Below are 20,638 nucleotides of genomic sequence, written 5' to 3' on the forward strand. Positions count from 1 at the left end.
TCAGACAGCCATCCTCAGGCTGGGCAGCACCTGGCCGCTGTCATCGGCCAGGCCCGCAAGATCGAGGACGAGCGAAATACGGCCGTCGCCAGTAATCGTGGCACCGGCCACGCCGGGCACGTGCTTGAGGAACGGGCCGAGCGGCTTGGCCATGACATCTTCGCGGCCGAGCACTTCATCGACCAGGCAGCCGAGCGTCTGGTGGCCGATCTGTACGACGACCACGTGCCCGCCCCTACCCTTCGCGCCAGCCCAGTTGCCCAGATCGGCGAGCGGCAGCGCGCGCTGGCGGTGGGCGGCCACGACGCGGCCATCCAGCTCCTGCACCTGGCCTTCGGCCAGTTCAAAGACTTCGGCGACGTTCGACATCGGCAGGCTCAGCAAGCGGTTGCCCACGCGCACCATGAGCACGCGCAGGATCGCGAGCGTCAACGGCACCGAGAGGCGCACCGTACTGCCGTGACCGACCCGCGAATCGATCGACAGAGTACCGCCAAGTTCGACGATCTTGGTCTTGACCACGTCCATGCCGACGCCGCGGCCGGAAATATCCGAGACCTGGCTGGCGGTGGAGAAGCCCGGACGGAACACGATCTCGTAACACTCACGCTCGTCGAGACGGGCGGCCTGCTCTTCATCCATCAGGCCCTTTTCCACCGCCTTGCGGCGCAGGACCTCGGGATCCATGCCCTTGCCGTCGTCGGTGACGGTAATGACGATGCGATCGCCGTACTGGCCTGCGGCGAGGCGCACCGTGCCCAGGCGTGCCTTGCCCGCGGCCTGGCGCACTTCAGGCATTTCGATGCCGTGGTCGACCGAATTGCGCAGCAGGTGCACCAGCGGATCGGCCAGGGCCTCCACGACGGTGCGGTCGATATCGGTTTCCTCGCCCTCGGTAACCAGTTCGATCTCCTTGCCCAGCTGGCGGGCGAGATCGCGGACGATGCGGGGGAAACGGGAGAAGAGCTTGCCGACCGGCTGCATGCGCATGCGCAGGACGGCGTTCTGCAGGTCTTCGGCGACGCGCTCGAGTTCACCGATGGCGCGTTCCATCGGGTCGTTCGTGCCGCGCGGAGCCAGGTTGGTCAGACGGTTGCGGACGAGCACCAGCTCACCGGCGGCATCGACCAGACTATCGAGGCGGTGGGTGTCGACGCGGACCGTGGTTTCAGCAGCTGCGGCGGGCTGGCGCTTTTCTGCGGAGGCCGGGGCCGGTTTGGCCTTGGTTGCGGCGGGTGTTGGGGCGGCAGCGGCGATCTGCGGGGCGGCCGGTGCCGTGGGGGCTTCGGCTTCGGGGGTCGCGAGCGAGCTCGCTCCTACAACAGCGGGGGCCGGTGCGGGGGCGGAGGGCTCGGTTGTCGTTCCGCCGCTGGGGGCGCCGGTGCCGTAGAGCTGGTCGAGCAGCGCTTCGAATTCGTCGTCGCTGATGGTGTTGCTTTCGGGCGCGGCGGCGACGGGCTCCGGCGCGGCTTCGACCATCGGTGCGACGGGAGCGTCGCCAGCGCCCGGCGCACCCGTGCCGTAGAGCGAATCGAGCAGCGACTCGAACTCGTCATCGGAAATGGTGCCCGTGGTGGCGGGTGCCGGTGCGCGCTCGGTACGCGCGGCGTCCAGCATCGCCTCGAATTCGTCTTCGATGGGATCGTAGGGCTTGCTGACGGCCGGTGCTGGCGCGGCGGCTTTGGGCGCACTGACCGGCACGGCGAGTGCCACCGGTGCCGCCGATGCGGCCCGGCCGGGCACGACGAGGCGATCGAGCAACGAACGCGGTGCGGGCTCAGCCTGCACTCCTGCATCCGCGGCACGCATCATGTCGTTCAGCAGGTCGAGCGACTCCAGCAACGCGTCCATCAGGGCCGCATTGAGCACGATGGCGCCATTACGCGCCTCGTTCAGGAGATCTTCCGCGCGGTGGCACAGTTCCACCATGGCGTTCAGGCCAAGGAAGCCCGCACCGCCCTTTACGGTATGGAACGCACGGAACACCGCGTTCAGGAGCTCGCTATCTTCCGGCGAGGCCTCGAGATCCACGAGCTGTTCGCCCAGGGTCTCGAGCAGTTCGCGGGCCTCGATCAGGAAGACGTTGAGCAGCTCGTTGTCCAGCTCCACGCTCATGGCGGGCTCAGAAACCGAATTCGCTGAGGAGGCGATCCACTTCGTCCTGGCTGACCTTGTCGGCGGCCGGTGCGTTCGCACCTGCCAGGGAACCGGTCAGGCGCACCAGCTCCACGAGCGACGATTCCACCTTGGCCATGAAGGATTCGACCTGGGCGACGCGCTGGCCGGAGAGATCCTGCCAGGACTGTGCCTCAACCATTTCGCCGAAGCCGATATCGCAGTTCTGCGCGAAATCGCCGACGCGTACCGCGAGCGACGTGGCGTTGGCGGCAAAGGCCGGATCGGCATGGTCGAGTACAAGCAGCTCATCGGCCTGCTTCGCCAGCGACTGAGCCTGCGGGCGCAGCTTCTCGCTGAAATCGAGCGTGCGGTGCGCGGCGGTGGCGCTCATCTCGAGCACATCGCGCAGGTGCTTGCGCGCGTCGCTCATGGTGCCCGGCACGCCATCGCTGGAAATATCCGACGCCAGGCGGCGGGCGGATTCATGCAGGTCGCGGGCCAGATGGCCCAGCGCGAGGAACAGGTGCTGTTCGCGGCTGCGCAGGAGCTTGTCGAGCGCCTGTTCGAAGGCGGCGCTGTCGTCGGCGTCGAGAAGCTCGCGCAGCTCGGGAGCCACGTCCTGGCTAGCGGTAATCGTCGTATTCATGTCAGTCCCTTAGCCCGCTGCCGCGGCGAGTCGTTCGAAGATCTTGTCGAGCTTTTCCTTCAGCGTCACGGCCGTGAACGGCTTCACGACGTAACCATTCACGCCGCTCTGCGCGGCCGCGATGATCTGGTCGCGATTGTTCTCGGCGGTGACCATAAGCACCGGCAGGGATTTGAGGCTGGCATCCGCACGGATGGCACGCAGCAGGTCGATGCCGGTCATGTTCGGCATGTTCCAGTCGGTGACCACCAGGTCGATGGGCTGCGAGCGCAGGAGCGCCAGCGCCGCATTGCCATCTTCCGCTTCCTGGATGAGCGTGTTGGTAAAACCAAGCTCCACCAGGAGGTTGCGGACGATACGCCGCATGGTGGAGAAATCGTCCACCACGAGGATTTTCATGTTCTTGTCCAAAGCGTTCTCCGCCTTACAGCCGCGTCGTTCTTAGTGTTTGTCTTTCCAACCCGACATGCGTGCCCGGAGACGGATCAAGGCCTGGCCATGGATCTGGCACACCCGCGATTCGCTTACTCCCAACACCGCACCGATTTCCTTCAGGTTGAGTTCTTCATCGTAGTACAGCGACATCACCAGCTTTTCGCGCTCGGGTAGCCCCTCGATCGAATCGGCCAGCGCATGGCGCAAACCGTCCTGTTCGAACAGACCATCCGGGCCCGCGGCGTTCGGGTCGGCCACATCGATCGCGGAACCTTCGTCGCCTTCCGGCGCCGTCAGGCTCAACAACCGCGCACTCGCCGCGTCCGCCAGGATCTGGTTGTATTCCATGGCATCGATGCCCAGACGCTTCATCACTTCCACGTCGTCGGCGTCGCCGCCTGTCTCATTTTCGATCTGCCTCGTTACCTCAGCCACCTCGCGCAATTTCCTGTGGACGCTGCGCGGGGTCCAATCCGTCTTGCGCAGTTCATCCAGCATGGCGCCACGTATGCGGATACCCGCATAGGTTTCGAAGCTGGCCGCGCGAGTCGGCGAATAATTCCTTGCCGCCTCAAGCAAACCGATCATCCCGGCCTGCATAAGGTCGTTCGCATCGACGCTGGGCGGCAGGCGGCCCATCAGGTGATAGGCGATCCGGCGCACCAGCGGCGCGTGCGTTTTCACCAGTTGATCGGCCGGAACCTTAGTAATTTCAAGGTATTCGCTCGCGACACTCACAACGGCAGCCCTCCCCCCACGTGCTCACGCCCGGCAAAAAAGCCGATGCGACCCTGTCCACGGGGTTCGGGTTCACCCCATGTATCGACCGACCTGGCCAAATTCTTGAATCCGACTGCCGAACGGCTGCTGGGCCATGCATCGACCACCGCCGACTGGCGGCGGATCGCCTGGCGCAGGTACTCGTCGTGCGGCACCATGCCCATGAAATCGAGGGAGACATCGAGGAAACGGTTGGTCACCCGCGAAAGCTTCTCGAACAGCTGGCGGCCTTCCTGCGCGTGGCGGACCATGTTGGCCACGATACGGAAACGGTTCACCGCGAACTCTCGCGACAGAACCTTGATGAGTGCGTAGGCATCGGTGAGCGAGGCCGGCTCGTCGCAGACCACGACCACCACCTCGTCCGACGCGGCGGCAAACATCGACACGCTGTCGGAGATGCCGGCGGCGGTATCGACGATGAGGTACTCGGGAGCCAGCGGGTAGTCGTCAAACGCGCGGATGACGGCAGCATGCTCAATGTTGGGCAGCTGGGCCATGCGGCGTGTGCCGGACGTGGCCGGGATGACCTTCAGGCCGTGGGCCGCCTGGAGGATCAGGTCCTCGATGCCGCAGGCGCCTTCCAGCATGTGGCCCAGATGGCGCGTCGGCTGAAGGCCGAGCAGCACATCGATGTTGGCCATGCCCAGATCGGCATCGAGCAGCAGGACATCACGGCCACCCATGGCCAGGGCCATGCCGAGGTTCACGGCCACCGTGGTCTTGCCGACGCCGCCCTTGCCACCCGCGATCGCGATGCTGCGCGTGGGCCTGCGGTCGGCGAGCCAGTTAAGACTGGCGGCCTGGGAGTTGTCGACGGGTGTGGTCATGAAGGAATTCACTGCCGAATAAGAGGTTGCGGTTGCGGTTGCGGTTGCGGTTGCCTGGGTCACGTTCGTCGGATCCTGCGATTACGCCATGGCCGTGGTGGATGGCGCAAAGCCGAAACGATCGGCAAGTATGGCGTCATCGGGCTCGTCGTTGCGCTGCTTGAGCATCTGGGCTGCCAGGCAGACCAGTTTGCGCGCGTCGGCGGAGGCGATGTCCTCAGGCACGCGCTGGCCATCCGTGGTGTAGTCGAGCGGCATTCCGTGCCGGATAAGGGCCGAGAGCGCGCCGCCCAGGAGCGGCGTCTCGTCGAGTTTGGTCAGGATGGCGCTCTGCGGCTTCAGCGGCGCGTAGGCGCGCATGGCGCTATCGATGGCCTGGGCCTGCGCGTTGGCCGCGACGACCAGGCACACGCGCACATCGGCCATGGCACGCAGCGTCTCGAACTGCTGCTGTAGCTTCGGATCGTTGCCAGCGAGGCCGGCCGTATCGATCAGTACCGTGTGCTTACCGCGCAGCTGCAGCAGGACGTTGCGCAGGCTCTGCGCATCGTGTGCGTTGTACACGCGCACGCCGAGCAGGCGGCCGTAGTGTTCGAGCTGGGCGCCGGCACCGATGCGGTACTGGTCGGCGCTGATCAGCGCGACGTTCGAAGCACCGTGGCGCAGCACCGCACGGGCGGCGAGCTTGGCGATGCTGGTGGTCTTGCCGACGCCGGTAGTACCCACGAAGGCGGTGATGCCGCCGCCGACGGTGTCGAAGTTGCGGCCACTCGTACGGATGTTGCGCGAGAGGATGCCCAGCGGCAGGTAACGCGCCTGCTCGGCCGTCATGTTGTCGGGCAGCTCGGCGCACAGGGCACGCGCCACGTCGCCATCGATACCCAGGCGGGTCATCTCGCGCAGCACGCGCGCCTGCAGCGGCTGCTGGCGGTCCTTCTGGTTCCAGGCCAGCGCCGAGAGCTGCACTTCCAGCATCTCGCGCAGGTTGTTGATCTCGGCACGCATGCCGTTCACGGCGGCGTCGTTCTGCGGCGCGGAGACCGTGGCGGCACGCACCACGTCGGCAACGCTCGCAGCGAGTGCGGCGGACGACTGGCGTTGCGGCGCGTTCGGGCTGGCCGGCGCGGCCTTCGTGGCACGCTCGACAGCGGCGGCGGTCGCGGCACGGGCCTGGTCGACCCGCGCGACACGCTCGGCTTCGCGGAGATCACGCTGGTCACGCGTAGCACGGATGGATTCGAGCTTCTCTTCAGCGGTGGGCGGCTCGTAAGCGAAGCCGGCCTCGCGCACCAGCGCCTCGTCGTAATCGAGCGCGGCGATGATTTCGATACCGTCGTCCATCCGGCGCGTGGACAGGATCACCGCGTCGGGGCCCTGCTCATCACGCACCTGGCGCATCGCCTGGCGCATGTCGGGGGCAACGAATCGTTTGATTTTCATGCGTTCGATCCTGTCTTCGTCGATCGGCGCCCCGCTTGCCCGGGCCGCCACCTTGTTCTGTCACGTCCGCCGGAGCAAATCCCCGAGCGGTGTCTCATTCCTATCGTCCCAGGGCCGTCACCAGCTTGACGCGGCGATTGTCCGGAACCTCGTTGTACGCAAGTACATGCAGGTTTTGGGCCACATGACGTGTAAAGCGTGAAAGCCACGGACGAAGTGCGGGGGAGACCAGCAAAACGGCCGGTTCGCCTGCCGCTTCCTGGCGGCGGGCGGCATCGGCGACATTCTTCTGCAGGCGATCAGCCAGGCCCGGCTCGACCGCCGCGCCAGCGGGACCACCACCCTGCAGGGACTGGAGCAGGATCTGCTCCAGTTCCGGTGCCAAAGTAATGACGGGCACTTCGGTACCGAGGCCGGCGATTTCCTGGACGATCTGGCGACCGAGGCCGACGCGCACGGCGGCAGCGAGTACACCCGGGTCTTGGCTCTGCCCCGCGTTCTCCGCCAGCGATTCGACGATGCCGCGGAAGTTGCGGATGGGCACGCGCTCGGCGAGCAGGTTCTGCAGCACCTTGACCACGGCGCCCAGCGACAGGCGCTTCGGCACCAGGTCTTCCACCAGCTTGGGCGTCTGCTGGGCCAGGCGGTCGAGCAGCTGCTGCACATCCTGATGGCCGATGAGCTCGTGGGCGTGGTTCTGCAGGATGTGCGAAAGATGGGTCGCGATCACGGTGGCCGGATCGACCACGGTGTAGCCCAGGGTCTGGGCGTGTTCGCGCAGGCCCGGCTCGATCCACACGGCGTCGAGGCCGAAAGCGGGGTCACGCGTGGCAATACCGTTGATGGTGCCGTGCACGCGGCCCGGATCGATCGCGAGCATGCGCTCGGTATGGATCTCGGCCTCGCCCATGGGCACGCCCATCAGCGAGATGCGGTAGCCGTGCGGGGCAAGGTCGAGGTTGTCACGGATGTGCACCGACGGCACCAGGAAACCCAGCTCCTGCGAGAGCTTGCGGCGCACCGATTTGATACGGGCCATGAGCTCGCCGCCCTGCGCCTTGTCGACCAGCGGAATGAGGCGGTAGCCCACTTCCAGGCCCACCGTATCCACCTGCGCCACGTCTTCCCACGAGAGTTCAAGACGCTCGGCCGGCGGCGCGCTTTCCAGCGCGGCCAGTTCCGTACCCGGCGCGCCCGGCGTGCCAGCGGCGGCACCGGCCGGCATCAGCTTGCGCTGGTGCAGCTTCCACGCGCCGAAGCCAGCGATACCGGCGAGCAGCAGGAACGGGATGTTCGGCATGCCCGGGATGAGGCCCATCGTGCCGAGCACCGCGGCGGCCACGGCCAGCGCCTTGGGCTGGCCGAACAGCTGGCCGAACACCTGCTTGCCCATCTCCTGCGACTTGGACACGCGGGTAACGATGACCGCGGTGGCGATCGAGAGCATCAGGCCCGGCACCTGGGCGACCAGGCCGTCACCGATGGTCAGCAGCGTGTACGTGCGCGCCGCTTCGCCGGCCGAGAGGCCGTGCTGGAACATGCCGATGAAGAAGCCACCGAGCATGTTGATGACGAGGATGAGGATACCGGCGGTGGCGTCGCCGCGGACGAACTTGGAGGCACCGTCCATCGAACCGTAGAAGTCGGCTTCTTCGCGGACTTCCTGGCGGCGCTCACGCGCCTGTTCCTGGGTGAGCAAGCCGGCGTTGAGGTCGGCGTCGATCGCCATCTGCTTGCCGGGCATGGCATCGAGGGTGAAGCGGGCGGTGACTTCGGACACGCGGGTCGCACCCTTGGTCACCACCACGAAGTTGATGATGGTGAGGATGGCGAACACCACGAAACCGACGGCGAAGTTGCCGCCGATCACGAATTCGGCGAACGCCTCGATCACCTTGCCGGCCGCGCCCGGGCCGTTGTGGCCGTGCAGCAGCACCACGCGGGTAGAAGCGATGTTCAGCGCCAGGCGGAGCAAGGTGGCAAACAGCACCACGGTGGGGAACGAGGCCAGCTCCAGCGGGCGCATCACGTACATCGTGGCCAGCAGGATCACCAGCGACAGCGCGATGTTGAACGTGAACAGCAGGTCCAGCATGAACGGCGGCAGCGGCAGCATCATCATGCCGAGCATGATCAGCATGGCGATCGGCGCGGCCACGCCGCGGCGGCCGATCTGCCGGAAGGTGCCCATCAGGTTCTGGGAGGCTGCCATCTGTCTCACTTATCCATGCGGTAAGGGCCCATCAGCTCCGGATCGATATCCTGCTGGGGCATTTCGGGCGGGAGATCGCCCATGGCGATCGCCTGCTTCAAACGGAACACGTAGGCCAGGATCTGGGCCACGGCCACATACAGGGCCGAGGGGATTTCGCGTCCGATTTCCGTCGTGTGATACAAGGCTCGTGCCAACGGGGCCGCTTCGACCACCGGCACCTTCGAATCCGTACCCAGTTGCCGGATCTGCAGGGCGATGACATCCATGCCCTTGGCCACCACGCGCGGCGCTCCCATGCGGTTTTCGTCGTATTTGAGGGCGACCGAGAAGTGCGTCGGGTTGGCGATGATGACGTCGGCCGTAGGCACGTCTTCCATCATGCGGCGGCGGGCCATCTGGTGCTGCATCTGGCGGATTTTTGACTTCAGCTCCGGCGAGCCTTCGTTCTCCTTGTGCTCGTCCTTCACTTCCTGCTTGGTCATCTTCATCTTCGACATGAAGCTGTACTTCTGCCACGGCGCATCGACCAGGCCGATGGCGCCCATGGCTACCGCGAAGATGAGCGAGGCGCTGCCGAACAGGCCGAAAGCGTGGCCGATGCCCTCGGTGACCGAGCCCGAGCCCACGGCATACATCTCGGCCGTGCTCTTGCGCAGGTACCAGGCCAGCGCGCCGCCGATGAACAGGAGTTTCAGGACCGACTTGCCCAGCTCCACCAGGCCGTTCTTCGAGACCAGGCGGGAGAAGCCCTGGATCGGGTTCAGCCGGTCGAACTTGGGCGCCAGCGCCTGGAACGAGAAATTGAGCCCGCCCATCAGGGCCGGCGCGGCGATCGCGGCGGCCATGGTCACGGCAAACAGCGGGCCGAGCATGCGCAGGGCTTCCAGCAGGGCGGTCATGAGCGCGCGCTGCAGGCCATTGGCGGCGAACAGGTCTTCGCGGCCGTAGTTCAGGCCCACGTGCATGATGTTGGCCGCGTGCACGGCCATCTGCTCGCGCGAGGCGATGAGCATGGCCACGCCGGCGAACACCACGATGGCCGTGGAAAGCTCGCGCGAGCGCGGTAGTTCGCCCTTTTCACGGGATTCACGAAGCCGTTTGTCACTTGGGGCTTCGGTCTTGTCTTCCTTATCCGCACCCTCGCTCACGGCCTACCTCCCGATGAGCTGGCGCATGGCTTCCCATGCATCCGTGGTGAGCGAATCCCAGGCACTGGGCAGGCCGCGCAGGGCCAGCCACACGGCGATCATGCCGAGGCAGATGGTGATTGGGAAACCGACCGCAAACAGGTTCATGGAGGGCGCCGAACGGCTGATGGCGCCGAAACCAAGGTTGACCACCAGCAACGCGGTGAGCGCAGGCAAGGCCACGCGGACAGCGCCACTGAACAAATGGGTGGTGAAGGTCAGCACCCCCCACAAGCCATTCGTGCCGATGCCGTCCTGCCCAACCGGCAGGCTGCGGAAGCTCTCGGCGAGCAGGTCGATCAGCTGCAGGTGGCCGTTCATCACCAGGAACAGCAAGGTGACCATCATCATGTAGAACTGGCTGAGCACCGGGGTGGTACCGCCCGCGCCGGGATTAACGACCTCGGCGAAGCCCAGGCTCATCGCCTGGGACACGTACTGGCCGGCATACGACACGGCCTCGAAGATGAGCTTGAGCATGAAGCCCAGCGCACCGCCGATCAGGATCTGCTGGGCGAGCGTAGCCACGCCGGCGGCCGAGAGCGGCCGGATATCCAGCGGCGCCAGCGGCGCCAGCACGACGGTGAGCAGCACAGTGATACCCAGGCGGATACGCACCGGGACGGTCGTGGCGCTGAAAATCGGCGCCACGAGCATCAGGCCGGAAATGCGCGCCATCGCCCAGCACGCGCTGCCCACCCACCCTTCGAGCTGGCCGAGGTCCAGCGGCATCAACGCACCGCCTGGGGCAGGCTTTCGATGAGGGTGCGGGTGAAGTCGACCATGGTGCGCAGCATCCACGGGCCGGTGATGATGCCGACCAGCGCCATGCAGATCAGCTTCGGGATGAAGCTGAGGGTCTGCTCGTTGATCTGCGTGGCGGCCTGGATCATGCCCACCAGGAGGCCCACCGCCAGCGCGGTGAGCAGCAACGGCGCGCCCACCAGCATGGCGATGTGCAGGGCCTGCTGGCCGAAGTTGATAACGGATTCCGGCGTCACTGGTAGAAGCTCCCCGCCAGGGTGCCAAGCAGCAAGGTCCAGCCGTCGACCAGCACGAACAGCATGATCTTGAACGGCAGCGAGATGATGATCGGCGAGACCATCATCATGCCCATCGACATGAGGACGGAGGCGACGACGAGGTCGATGATCAGGAACGGGATGAACAGCAGGAAGCCCATCTGGAACGCGGTCTTCAGCTCGCTGGTGACGAACGCGGGCAGTGCCACGCGGTAGGGCACGGCTTCCTTGTCGGCATACGGCAGCTCACCGGCCAGCTTGGTGAACAGCTGGAGATCTGGCTCGCGGGTCTGCTCGAGCATGAAGTGCTTGAACGGCGCCGCGGCGGCCGGCAGCGCATCCTGCACGCTCATCTGGCCGTCCATGTAGGGCTTCAGGCCGGCGTCGTAGGCCTTGTTCAGCACCGGGCTCATCACGAACAGGGTGAGGAACAGCGACAGGCCCAGGATCACCTGGTTCGGCGGCGTGCTGTTGGTGCCCAACGCCTGGCGCAGGAAACCCAGCACGATGATGATGCGGGTGAACGAGGTCATCATCAGCAGGATCGCCGGGAGGACCGTCAGCGCCGTCATCAGCGCCAGCATCTGGATCGACAACGACCACTGCTGGCCACCGTTGGCGCCCGGCTGGACGTTCACCAGCGGGATGCCCGGCGGTTCGGCCGCGAACGCGGCGAACGGCGAGAGGAGGAGGAGCAGGAACAGCCCCCACTTCAGGTACTTCATGGACGCTTCCACTGGGAGAGGATGTCGCGGAAACCGCGGATCGCCGGGGTATCCGACGGCGTGGCGTCGTCCTGGACAGGGGTCTCCAGAACATGCAGGGTGCGCAGGCCGCCCGTGGGCGAGGCGCCGACCAGCAACTGGGTGCCGCCGACTTCCAGCAGCATGACCTTTTCCTTGATGCCCACCGGCATGGTTTCGATGACGCGGATCTTCCGGCCGCCCGGACGTACGCGGGACTGTGCGCGCCGGCCGAGCCAGCCGACGAAGAAGATGAGCGCCACGACACCTAGCAGGCTGACGAGGACACGAACCATCTCCGCGCCTGAATCAACGGCCGGAGCGGTGGCCACGGGGGCCGCCATCAGGGCGCAGGGAAGGACACCACCCGCCAGGGCAGCAAGGATGCGGCGCATGGGGAAGGCCCTCAGCGGAGCTTGCGGACGCGTTCGGCCGGGCTGATCACGTCAGTCAGGCGGATACCGAACTTCTCGTTGATCACCACGACTTCGCCATGGGCGACGAGCGTGCCGTTCACGAACACATCGAGCGGCTCACCGGCGGCGCGGTCGAGTTCGACGACCGAACCCTGGTTGAGCTGCAGGAGGTTGCGGATGCTGATCTTGGTGCGGCCGACTTCCATGGCCATGGTGACCGGGACATCGAGGATGACATCGAGGTTGACGTCGCTGCCCAGACCGAGGTTCTTGGTGAGATCGGCGGCGCCGTCGACGGGTTCGAGGATGGTGGGATCGTTCATGGCCGGGTATCCGTTGCGTTACAAGATGACCTAACCAAGAAAGCAAACGGCGTGCCATGCTTTTGGCGCGCGGCGGACGAGCGTTTTCCGTCGTAATTTCAGGCGATTAGCCAGGCACCACCCTACCCTGCGCAGCCCCTCCCCCACCCTCTCGCCGGAAACCTGACGCTCGACGGCAGTTAGTCACCATGACGGTCATTTGACGTCACGGAAGGCTCTGCCGAAAACGCGCAGGAGCCCACCCTGTGGGCGACATCTTTTGCGAGAGCCCACAAGGTCCTGTGGCGGCTGTGCGAAAGGCGTCGCCCACAGGGTGGGCTCCTACGTTGGGGTCGCTCAGGCGGGTTCGGGCGTGGCGGGGGTGGCGATCGACGGCTTGGGGGCGCCACGGCGCATGTGCGATTCGAACTGCACGGCCTTGTTGCCAGCGGCGTTGGCCATCCGGCCACGGAAGATCGGCACGTCTTCGGCAAAGACCGTGGCGAGATCCGGCAGGCTGATCGGAATGATGTCGCCCTTGCGCAGGTGCAGGAAGTCGCCAATGGTGAGCTTGGCTTCCGCCAGCATGGAGGTGAGCTCCACTTCGGCATCCAGGATTTCTTCGTGCAGGTTCTGGATCCAGCGCTCATCGCGCTCGGCCCGGTCGCTCTGCACGCCGGCATCCAGCAGCTCGCGGATCGGCTCCACCATGGAATACGGGAGGGTGAGGTGGATTTCGCCACCACCACCATCGAGCTCCACGTGGAAACGCGACACCACCACGGTTTCGGTGGGGCTCACGATGTTGGCGAACTGCGGGTTGATCTCGGAATTCAGGAACTCGAACTGCATCTTCAGCACGGGCGACCACGCCTCGGCCATGGCGGCAAACGCCTCGGCCAGCACGATCTGGATTACCCGGTTTTCGGTCGGGGTGAAATCCCGGCCCTCGATACGGGCGTGGAAACGCCCATCGCCACCGAAGAAATTGTCGATGACCGTGAAGACCAGGCGCGGCTCGAACACCATGAGGGCCGTGCCACGCAGCGGTTTGATCCGGACGAGGTTGAGATTGCTCGGCACGGCCAGCGAATGGACGTACTCGTTGAACTTGGTCATCTTCACGCCAAGGACCGAGACCTCGCACGATTTCCGCAGCACGTTGAACAGGTTGGCGCGGAAATAACGCGCGAAACGGTCGTTGACCATTTCGAGGGTCGGCAGGCGGCCGCGAACGATACGGTCCTGCTGGGTGAAGTCGTAATCGGCGACCGAGCCAGGCGGCGGTGGCGGCTCGACCTCCGTCTCGACGGAGCCGCCTTCCACGCCCGCCAGGAGGGCATCGATTTCTTCCTGGGTGAGGATGTCGCTCATGGCCGGACGGCTCCCGTCACTGCATGATGAAGCTGGTGAAATACAGGGCGTCGACGCCCGGGCGGCCGATCTTTGCCTTCAGCACGCGCTGGACTTCGGCGAGGGCAGCGGCCTGGAGCTTCTGCTTGCCCTTCACATCGGAGAGCGCCTTCACGTCCTGCGCGGAGAACAGCATGAGCAGGGCGTTGCGGATCTCCGGATCAGCTTCCTTGGCGGCGGCGATCGCCTCGGGGTCGTGCGACATCACGTTGACGCCCACCTGCAGGAAACGCAGGGCGGTGTCATCCTGGAAATTAACGACGAAGGCCGGATCCAGCTGCAGGTAAACGGCAGGCTTGGCCTTGGCGGCATCCGCGGCGGCCTGTTCGGCGCTCTTGGGGTGGCCACCTTTCAGCATGAAGAAGGCACCGGCGCCGCCCGCGGCGAGCACCACAAGCGCGCCCACGATCAGCAGCAGCTTGCCCTTGCCCTTCTTCTTGACTTCTTCGCCTTCTTTTTTTGCCGTGGCCATGCGGGTGGAACCTCTTGATGCGGATGCGGTGTGTGGCTGGCCCATGGGGGCCCCGCAGGTATTGTTGCAAGCGGCGTGCCATCAAGCCCAGTAGGGAAAGGCGATCCAGACCCCGCTTTTAAAGGGTTTTTCGGCCAACCTGCCCTCATGACGCTGTAGGCGGAAAATTGACGCGTGACGTCATTACGTCACGCAAGCGCGTCACGCCACTTCGTCGACCAGCCCGCGCGAGACGCGCGAGGTCGCGGCAGTCACCAGCGTGTCGCCCGAGCCGTCGGCATCGCCCGTCGAGCTACCGCCCTGCCCCTGGCCCTGGCTGCCGCCCTGCTGCTGCGCGTTGCCCTGGTTCACCTCGGCCTGGCCGAGGGAAAGGCCGTGATGGGCCAGCAGCGTGTCCAGGTTCGAAAGCGTCTGCTGCACGGCGTGCACGGCCGCCGGGTGCTGGGCCATGATCGCGACGTTCACCTTGCCGCCGTCCACGTTCACGCGCACATCCATGCTGCCAAGTTCTTCGGGGTGCAGCTTGATGCGCGCTTCCTTGACGTCACCGGCCGCCGAACTCATCCACGCGATCTGCTCGCCCAGTTCCTGGCTGAACTGCGGGGACGTTGCGGCCTGCGTTGCCTGAAGCTGCACAGGGCCGGTGAGCTGGTCCGGTGCCTGGGTGTGGGCAAGCGGCATCGGGCCAATGTTCGCGGGATCAACACCCTTGGTGTCGTCCTTTGTCGCGCCAGCGACCGCCCCCTCCGTGGCGAGGAGCGTTGCAAACGGCGAGGTACCCAGCTTCGCGGTGTCCGCCGTGCCAGTGGCCGTCGCGGCCGCGTTCGCCGTGAGGGCGTTCAGGCCATCCGGCTTCGCCGCGGCCGCGGCATCTGCCGCATCACCCTTGGCGCCGGTCAAGGCGGCCAGTGCGTCGGCACCCTTGCCCGTCACCGCATCTTTAACGAGGCCAAGGCCCTTCGCCAAAGCCTGCGTCGCCGGGACCGGCACGCCGATGAGCGCAAGCATCGATGTGGCGAGCGAGGTGTCGTCACTATCCTTCTTGCTGTCGTCGTTCTTGTCGGCGTCGTCATCCTTGCTCGCCTTGGTATCGCTCTTCTTCGTATCCGACGAGCTCTTCGCCGACGTATCGGAGCTGCTATCGGAGGACGACTTCTTCGCCGAGGTATCGTGGTGCGAGTCGTCCGCCTTGTGCGTGTGCGCATCCGCGCGCGCGGCACCCAGGGCATGGTCAAAGCTCTTCTGCGGCGCCGACGTATCGGTGGCGCTGGACGACGACGCTGCCGAAGGCGCAGGCGCCGCCGCATGCGTGGTGGCCTGGGGGCGCGCGGCGTTGAGGAGAAGCGAGGCGTTGTTCATGCGTTTGGCTCGATAAGGTCGATCAGGGGGAGGCGTGGCGTGATGCACGGCATGCCTCTCACCGGGGATTGCGGCGATATTGGGAACGTTCGTCGGCCTGTTCCTGCTCGCGACGGTCCTGCGATTTCCGTTCCTGCTCGCGATATTTGGTCGTCACCGAATCCAGCGCCTTGGCGCGGCCACGGGCTTCGCTCCAGTCGGTGCGCGCTCGCTCGAGGGCGCGCTCACGGCGCTGCACCTCGCCCAGCTGCTGCACGATCGCCATATCGATTTTCTGCAGGAACTGCTGGCGGTTAAGCAACTCGGCCACGCCGATGCCCGAAGGCATTTCCGCGTATTCATTGCGGTAACGGCGCAGCTCGACCAGCTGCTGCTCCGCGTCGGCCACGGCGCGCTGCTGGGTCGCCAGCATGCGCGTCGCCTCTTCCGCCTTCTCGGCGGCGAGGTTCACGACAGGCTGGAGGCGATCGGCGCGCGACGGCATCAGCCAGCCCTCGCGACGTCAGCCAGGCCGGCCTCGGCGTCATCGAGATTCACCGGCTCGTCAGTCTCCTGCTGGAGGAAGGCCGAGAGTTTCGGGTACAGCGCGATGGCCTCGTCGGTGCGGGGATCGCTCCCCTGCTTGTACGCACCCACGGCGATCAGGTCACGCTGCTGGCGGTACGCGGAATACACCTGGCGGAAGCGCTGCGCGGCCCGCATGTGGTCCTTGCTCACCACCGAGGGCATGACGCGGCTGATGGACGCTTCGATATCGATAGCCGGGTAGTGGCCGGCCTCGGCCATATCGCGCGAAAGGACGATGTGGCCATCGAGGATGGCGCGCGCCGAGTCCGCAATGGGATCGTGGCGGTAGTCATCGCCCTCGGTCAGCACGGTGTAGAACGCGGTAATCGAACCACGGCCTTCGGCATCGTTGCCTGCGCGCTCGACGAGCGCGGGCAGCATGGCAAACACGGACGGCGGATAACCCTTTGTCGCGGGCGGCTCGCCGATGGCCAGTGCGATCTCGCGCTGCGCCTGGGCATAACGGGTCAGCGAATCCATGAGCAACAGGACGCGCTTACCCTCATCACGAAAATGTTCTGCAACGGCGGTGGCCACCTGGGCGCCACGAAGGCGCGACAGCGGCGGTGCATCGGCGGGTGCAGCGATAACGACGGCACGACGACGCCCCTCTTCGCCCAGCGTATGGTCGACGAATTCCTTCACTTCGCGGCCGCGCTCGCCGATCAGCCCCACCACCACGACATCGGCATTGGTGAAGCGGGTCATCATGCCCATGAGCGTGGATTTACCCACGCCGGAGCCGGCGAACAGGCCGATACGCTGGCCACGGCCCACGGTGAGCAGGGAGTTGATCGCGCGCACGCCGGTATCAAGCGGCGTATCGATCGGCTGGCGCAGCATCGGGTTGATCGGCTCGCGGCGCAGGGGCGCACGCTCGCGCGTGAGCAGCGGACCCATGCCGTCAAGCGGCACGCCATCGGGGCCGATCACGCGGCCAAGCAGCGAATCGCCTACGGGTATGCCAGACACCGACGCCACAGGGGTCACCCGCGCATTGGGCAGCACACCGTGCATTTCACCGGTCGGCATGAGCAGCAGGCGGCCATCGGAGAAGCCGACCACTTCGGTTTCCAGTTGCTTGCCATCGGCGCCGGCCACCATGCAGCGCGAGCCGACCGGGGCTTCGCAGCCCACGGCTTCCAGGGTCAGCCCGACGACGCGGCGCAGCTTGCCTTCGGCCTGCAACGGGCGGACGCGCTCGACATTGGCGCGCTGCGCGGCCAGCGAATCACGCCAGTGCGCGGTGCGGTCTGCCTTGTGCGACTCGGCGCTCACGGCGCCAGGGACTCGTCAGTGCCGCTCGCGCTACCGGCATCGTCAACGTCGTCGATGAGCGGTGCGGCGAGCACGCTATCGATAACAGACGTCAGGCGCGTGCGTACACGTGCGTCGAGGCGCGAATGCTCGCTCTCGAGGCGCACATCGCCGCGCTCAAGCGCGGCGTCGTCAAGGATGGAACCCTCGTGATCGACGGACGACCGGTGCTCGCGAACGAGCGCGGCGTCCGCCGGGTTCAGGTGAATTTTCAGATGGCGCGAGCCGGCCGGCAGCACATCGACCGCCTGGTGCACGACATCAAGAATCTTTTCCGGGCGCGTGGCGATCTCATAGCCAAGCACGCGTTCGGCGATCAGCGTGGCGAGAGCGGCGAGATCACCGGCCACCTCGCTGTCCAGATCCGCGAACGGGCGTTCCACGGCAGCCATCAAGGCCTCGAGACGGGCGACCTGCGCCGCCAGCTCGCGCTTGGCCATGGCCCGGCCTTCGTTGAGACCCGCATTGAAGCCCTCTTCGCGCGCCTGGCGCTCGATCGCTTCGATCTCCGCCACGGTCGGGCGGTGCGGGCCTTCGTCTTCCTCGACCTCTTCCACGTGATGCACCGGGGAACCGCCGACGATGGGCAGTTCCCAGCGCTCGAATTGGTCGACCCGTTCGCGGGAAAGAATGGAAGTAAGGCTCATCAGACGAACTCTTCCCCGCCGCCGGCGAGATTGATCTGCCCCGCGTCAGCCAGGCGGCGCGCGGTAGCAAGCACTTCCTTCTGCGCCGCATCCACTTCGGACAGGCGTACCGGGCCCTTCACTTCCAGGTCGTCGCGCAGCATATCGGCGGCGCGCTTGGACATGTTGGCGAAAATCTTTTCGCGGATGGCCGCGTCGGCGCCCTTCAGCGCGGTGATGAGGCGTGCCGACGGCACTTCGCGCAGCAGGACCTGCATGCTGCGGTCATCGAGCTCGGCCAGGTCGTCGAACACGAACATGAGTTCTTCGATACGATCGCCCAGGCCCGTATCAATGCCACGGATGGAGCTCATCAGCTCGGCCTCGCGCGAGGTTTCCATCGCATTGAGGATGTCGGCAGCGGCCTTCAGGCCGCCCACCGTCGCCGACTTCAGCTTGTTGGAGTTGCCGGAGAACTGGCGCTCCATGATTTCATCGAGTTCGTTCAGCGCATGCGGCTGCACGCCATCGAGCGTGGCAATACGCATCACCACGTCGCTGCGCGTGCGCGCCGGCAGGTAGCCGATCACTTCGGCGGCCTGGTCCGGCTCGAGATGGGCCAGAACCAGCGCGATGATCTGCGGGTGTTCCTGGCTGATCATTTCCGCGATGGCGCGGCTTTCCATCCACTTGAGCGATTCCAGGCCCTTGCTGCTGCGGCCCAGGAGGATACGGTCGATAAGACCGCCTGCCTTGTTCTCGCCCAGCGCGTTGACCAGGATGCGGCGGATGTAGTCCTCGGTGCCGACGCCGATGGCCGTGTGCTGGCCCACGTCGTCCTGCAGCTTGGTGAGGACAACTTCCACCTGCTCCTTCGAGACATTCTTCAGCTGTGCCATGGCGGTACCCACCGCCTGCACATCGCGCGCACCGAGGTGCTTGAGGATCGAGGCGGCGTCTTCTTCACCCAGCGTGAGGAGGAGAATCGCGGCCTTTTGCGCGCCCGTCAGGGCTTCTTTATCAGCCGCCATCGTCGGATACCCAGCTCTTCACGACCTGTGCTACCTGCTTCGGATTCTCGGCCGCCATCCGCTTGGCAAGGCCGACCTTCTGTTCGTATGCCAGCAGCGCGGGTGCGCCGAGCTGGACCTGGGACGCCGTGGTCGCACGATCCGGCGTCATATCGTCGTCATCGACCATCACCGAGACGGTGGGCATCGGACCAGCGAGGGCCATGCCCTGCTCCATCGATGTCGCCGGCTTGAGCAGGCTCTTCAGCATCGGACGCAGCACGAAGAAGCCGACGATCAGTGCCACCATCACACCGAGGCCCTGCTTGATCAGGTCGAGCATGCCCGGGCGCTCCCAGAAGGCGGGGCTCTGCGGGGCGTCGTCGGCGGTGATGCCGTGGAACGGTTCGTTGATGACGCTGACGCTGTCACCACGCTCGGCGCTGAAGCCCACCGCGTTCTTGGTGAGTTCCGTCAGGCGGGTCAGCTCTTCCGGGGTAAACGGAACGCTCTTGGTCTTGCCGTCCTTGTCAGCCACGGTCTTGTTATCGACCACCACGGCCACGGTCAGGCGCGCGACCTTGCCGGCCGGGTCGGTGACATGGCTGACGGTGCGGTCGAGCTCGTAATTGCGCGTCGCGCTCTCGGTCTTCTGGCTCGGATTCTGCGCGGTCTGCGTCGAAGCCGCCTGGCCCGGCGTAGCTGGCTTGCCTGCCGCAGGATTCGCGGCGGTCGGGTTGCCACCCGCGTTCGGCGGCTGGTTGCTCAGCGCGCCCGGGACACCGCCATTGCTGGCCGGATCCGTGCGGGTATCGCTGCTGGTCTGCTCGCTGCGCAGGGCCGGATTGTCGTGGTTGAAGGTTTCGCTGGCCTTCTCCGTCGAGGAGAAGTCGAGGTCGGCGAACACCTGCGCACGGACCTTGCCGGCGCCGACGAGCGGTGCCAGCAGGTCTTCGACACGCTGGGTGTACGTCGCTTCGATGCGGTTGGAGAGGCGCAGGCGGTTGTCGCCAATGGCGGCTGCGCTATCCGGATCGTTCTGCGTCAGAAGATTGCCGCCCTGGTCGATGACCGAGACATTGCGCGTATCGAGTTCCGGCACGCTCGCCGCGACGAGGTGGACGATAGCGGCGACCTGACCCTGGTCGAGCTGGCGGCCCGGGTACAACGTGATCACCACCGACGCGCTGGCCGGCTTGTTGTCGCGAATGAAGGCCGACGGCTTCGGCAGCGCAAGATGGACGCGCGCGGCGCGCACCGACTGCAGCCCGGCGATCGTGTTACCAAGATCTGCTTCGAGCGCCGACTGGTAGTGCGAGCGCTCGGCCATGTCACTCATACCGAACGGCGAATCGGACTGCGGCTGCGCGTTGGCCGTGCCCTGCGGCAGGCCCTGGCCAGCGAGCTTGAGGCGTACGGCAGCCACGTCGGCGACCGGCACGAAGATGGAGCTGCCATCGGTGCTGAGCGTGTACGGCTCGTTCTGCGTCTGCAGCGCCTGGGTGACGGCGGCGGCATCCTTCTGCTCGAGGCCGCCGTAAAGCAGGCCGTAGTTCGGTGCGCGCGACCACATGACCGCGGCGATACCGATGGCGACAGCGCCCGCAATACCGGCCAGCATGAAGAGCTGGCGCGCGGCGGGCGTCTGCGCAAGCGACTTCAGCGAGTGCATGCGCGATGCCGGGCTATCCGTGGTGGCGACGCCGTTATCAGCCATGGTGGGCATTCAATCCTGGGGTG

Annotated in this window: 21 protein-coding genes; all 21 read right to left on the reverse strand. The window is 65.8% G+C overall.

Translation table 11 applies throughout. The features are described 5' to 3' along the window. Positions 1-2,115 carry a chemotaxis protein CheA gene (locus L2Y96_RS16545; RefSeq protein ID WP_247328352.1) on the reverse strand — a complete coding sequence of 705 codons (2,115 nt, stop codon included), beginning with the start codon at positions 2,113-2,115 and terminating at the stop codon, positions 1-3. Positions 2,116-2,122: 7 nt separating this feature from the next. Continuing rightward, positions 2,123-2,764 (reverse strand): protein phosphatase CheZ, encoded by a 642-nt coding sequence (locus L2Y96_RS16550; protein ID WP_247328354.1) that lies wholly within the window; start codon positions 2,762-2,764, stop codon positions 2,123-2,125. Between the two features lie 9 nt (positions 2,765-2,773). Next, positions 2,774-3,175, reverse strand: a complete 402-nt coding sequence (cheY, locus tag L2Y96_RS16555) for a chemotaxis response regulator CheY (RefSeq protein WP_247328356.1) — start codon at positions 3,173-3,175, stop codon at positions 2,774-2,776. A 30-nt stretch (positions 3,176-3,205) separates the two neighbouring features. Then, positions 3,206-3,937 carry an RNA polymerase sigma factor FliA gene (locus tag L2Y96_RS16560; RefSeq protein ID WP_247328357.1) on the reverse strand — a complete coding sequence of 244 codons (732 nt, stop codon included), beginning with the start codon at positions 3,935-3,937 and terminating at the stop codon, positions 3,206-3,208. After that, entirely contained in the window at positions 3,934-4,809 is an 876-nt protein-coding gene (locus L2Y96_RS16565; protein WP_247328359.1) for a nucleotide-binding protein, read from the reverse strand. The genes L2Y96_RS16560 and L2Y96_RS16565 overlap by 4 nt, the downstream gene beginning before the upstream one ends. Before the next feature lie 81 nt (positions 4,810-4,890). Beyond that, on the reverse strand, positions 4,891-6,249 hold the full coding sequence (gene flhF, locus L2Y96_RS16570; protein WP_247328361.1) for a flagellar biosynthesis GTPase FlhF: 1,359 nt from the start codon (positions 6,247-6,249) through the stop codon (positions 4,891-4,893). Positions 6,250-6,349: 100 nt separating this feature from the next. Next, positions 6,350-8,461 carry a flagellar biosynthesis protein FlhA gene (gene flhA / locus L2Y96_RS16575; protein WP_283248846.1) on the reverse strand — a complete coding sequence of 704 codons (2,112 nt, stop codon included), beginning with the start codon at positions 8,459-8,461 and terminating at the stop codon, positions 6,350-6,352. A gap of 5 nt (positions 8,462-8,466) precedes the next feature. After that, a complete protein-coding gene (flhB, locus tag L2Y96_RS16580) occupies positions 8,467-9,612 on the reverse strand; it encodes a flagellar biosynthesis protein FlhB (protein WP_247328363.1) in 1,146 nt (381 codons plus the stop codon). A gap of 3 nt (positions 9,613-9,615) precedes the next feature. Next, positions 9,616-10,383 (reverse strand): flagellar biosynthetic protein FliR, encoded by a 768-nt coding sequence (fliR, locus tag L2Y96_RS16585; protein WP_247328364.1) that lies wholly within the window; start codon positions 10,381-10,383, stop codon positions 9,616-9,618. After that, entirely contained in the window at positions 10,383-10,652 is a 270-nt protein-coding gene (gene fliQ, locus L2Y96_RS16590; RefSeq protein WP_247328366.1) for a flagellar biosynthesis protein FliQ, read from the reverse strand. Before fliQ ends, fliR begins: the two co-directional genes overlap by 1 nt. After that, a complete protein-coding gene (gene fliP, locus L2Y96_RS16595; RefSeq protein WP_247328368.1) occupies positions 10,649-11,398 on the reverse strand; it encodes a flagellar type III secretion system pore protein FliP in 750 nt (249 codons plus the stop codon). Before fliP ends, fliQ begins: the two co-directional genes overlap by 4 nt. Next, entirely contained in the window at positions 11,395-11,811 is a 417-nt protein-coding gene (locus tag L2Y96_RS16600; protein WP_247328370.1) for a FliO/MopB family protein, read from the reverse strand. The genes fliP and L2Y96_RS16600 overlap by 4 nt, the downstream gene beginning before the upstream one ends. An 11-nt stretch (positions 11,812-11,822) precedes the next feature. Beyond that, positions 11,823-12,155: a flagellar motor switch protein FliN gene (fliN, locus tag L2Y96_RS16605; RefSeq protein ID WP_247328373.1), complete on the reverse strand. Its 333-nt coding sequence runs from the start codon at positions 12,153-12,155 to the stop codon at positions 11,823-11,825. Positions 12,156-12,491: 336 nt separating this feature from the next. Then, a complete protein-coding gene (gene fliM, locus L2Y96_RS16610; RefSeq protein WP_247328376.1) occupies positions 12,492-13,508 on the reverse strand; it encodes a flagellar motor switch protein FliM in 1,017 nt (338 codons plus the stop codon). A 16-nt stretch (positions 13,509-13,524) separates the two neighbouring features. After that, positions 13,525-14,019 (reverse strand): flagellar basal body-associated FliL family protein, encoded by a 495-nt coding sequence (locus tag L2Y96_RS16615; protein ID WP_247328377.1) that lies wholly within the window; start codon positions 14,017-14,019, stop codon positions 13,525-13,527. Between the two features lie 201 nt (positions 14,020-14,220). Further along, positions 14,221-15,378 carry a flagellar hook-length control protein FliK gene (locus L2Y96_RS16620; RefSeq protein WP_247328379.1) on the reverse strand — a complete coding sequence of 386 codons (1,158 nt, stop codon included), beginning with the start codon at positions 15,376-15,378 and terminating at the stop codon, positions 14,221-14,223. Between the two features lie 58 nt (positions 15,379-15,436). Next, positions 15,437-15,862, reverse strand: coding sequence for a flagellar export protein FliJ (gene fliJ / locus L2Y96_RS16625; RefSeq protein WP_247328381.1), 426 nt, complete (start codon positions 15,860-15,862; stop codon positions 15,437-15,439). Then, the gene (fliI, locus tag L2Y96_RS16630; RefSeq protein WP_283248847.1) at positions 15,862-17,223 is read right to left on the reverse strand and encodes a flagellar protein export ATPase FliI; all 1,362 of its coding nucleotides are present in this window, start codon (positions 17,221-17,223) and stop codon (positions 15,862-15,864) included. Before fliI ends, fliJ begins: the two co-directional genes overlap by 1 nt. Beyond that, positions 17,220-17,909 (reverse strand): FliH/SctL family protein, encoded by a 690-nt coding sequence (locus L2Y96_RS16635; RefSeq protein WP_247328382.1) that lies wholly within the window; start codon positions 17,907-17,909, stop codon positions 17,220-17,222. The genes fliI and L2Y96_RS16635 overlap by 4 nt, the downstream gene beginning before the upstream one ends. Beyond that, the gene (gene fliG / locus L2Y96_RS16640) at positions 17,909-18,898 is read right to left on the reverse strand and encodes a flagellar motor switch protein FliG (protein ID WP_247337100.1); all 990 of its coding nucleotides are present in this window, start codon (positions 18,896-18,898) and stop codon (positions 17,909-17,911) included. The genes L2Y96_RS16635 and fliG overlap by 1 nt, the downstream gene beginning before the upstream one ends. A gap of 10 nt (positions 18,899-18,908) precedes the next feature. After that, on the reverse strand, positions 18,909-20,615 hold the full coding sequence (gene fliF / locus L2Y96_RS16645) for a flagellar basal-body MS-ring/collar protein FliF (protein WP_247328384.1): 1,707 nt from the start codon (positions 20,613-20,615) through the stop codon (positions 18,909-18,911). Positions 20,616-20,638 lie beyond the last annotated feature (23 nt).

Origin of the sequence: Luteibacter aegosomaticola (assembly GCF_023078475.1) — a bacterium.
Classification (GTDB): Bacteria; Pseudomonadota; Gammaproteobacteria; order Xanthomonadales; family Rhodanobacteraceae; genus Luteibacter; species Luteibacter aegosomaticola.

What these genes read in the sequence shown, in the direction of transcription:
- L2Y96_RS16545 (WP_247328352.1), bottom strand. Translation starts at nt 2,115, where the DNA reads ATGAGCGTGGAGCTGGACAACGAGCTGCTCAACGTCTTCCTGATCGAG.
- L2Y96_RS16550 (WP_247328354.1), bottom strand. Translation starts at nt 2,764, where the DNA reads ATGAATACGACGATTACCGCTAGCCAGGACGTGGCTCCCGAGCTGCGC.
- L2Y96_RS16565 (WP_247328359.1), bottom strand. Translation starts at nt 4,809, where the DNA reads ATGACCACACCCGTCGACAACTCCCAGGCCGCCAGTCTTAACTGGCTC.
- flhF (WP_247328361.1), bottom strand. Translation starts at nt 6,249, where the DNA reads ATGAAAATCAAACGATTCGTTGCCCCCGACATGCGCCAGGCGATGCGC.
- flhA (WP_283248846.1), bottom strand. Translation starts at nt 8,461, where the DNA reads ATGGCAGCCTCCCAGAACCTGATGGGCACCTTCCGGCAGATCGGCCGC.
- fliR (WP_247328364.1), bottom strand. Translation starts at nt 10,383, where the DNA reads ATGCCGCTGGACCTCGGCCAGCTCGAAGGGTGGGTGGGCAGCGCGTGC.
- fliP (WP_247328368.1), bottom strand. Translation starts at nt 11,398, where the DNA reads ATGAAGTACCTGAAGTGGGGGCTGTTCCTGCTCCTCCTCCTCTCGCCG.
- L2Y96_RS16600 (WP_247328370.1), bottom strand. Translation starts at nt 11,811, where the DNA reads ATGCGCCGCATCCTTGCTGCCCTGGCGGGTGGTGTCCTTCCCTGCGCC.
- fliN (WP_247328373.1), bottom strand. Translation starts at nt 12,155, where the DNA reads ATGAACGATCCCACCATCCTCGAACCCGTCGACGGCGCCGCCGATCTC.
- fliM (WP_247328376.1), bottom strand. Translation starts at nt 13,508, where the DNA reads ATGAGCGACATCCTCACCCAGGAAGAAATCGATGCCCTCCTGGCGGGC.
- L2Y96_RS16615 (WP_247328377.1), bottom strand. Translation starts at nt 14,019, where the DNA reads ATGGCCACGGCAAAAAAAGAAGGCGAAGAAGTCAAGAAGAAGGGCAAG.
- L2Y96_RS16620 (WP_247328379.1), bottom strand. Translation starts at nt 15,378, where the DNA reads ATGAACAACGCCTCGCTTCTCCTCAACGCCGCGCGCCCCCAGGCCACC.
- fliJ (WP_247328381.1), bottom strand. Translation starts at nt 15,862, where the DNA reads ATGCCGTCGCGCGCCGATCGCCTCCAGCCTGTCGTGAACCTCGCCGCC.
- L2Y96_RS16635 (WP_247328382.1), bottom strand. Translation starts at nt 17,909, where the DNA reads ATGAGCCTTACTTCCATTCTTTCCCGCGAACGGGTCGACCAATTCGAG.
- fliF (WP_247328384.1), bottom strand. Translation starts at nt 20,615, where the DNA reads ATGGCTGATAACGGCGTCGCCACCACGGATAGCCCGGCATCGCGCATG.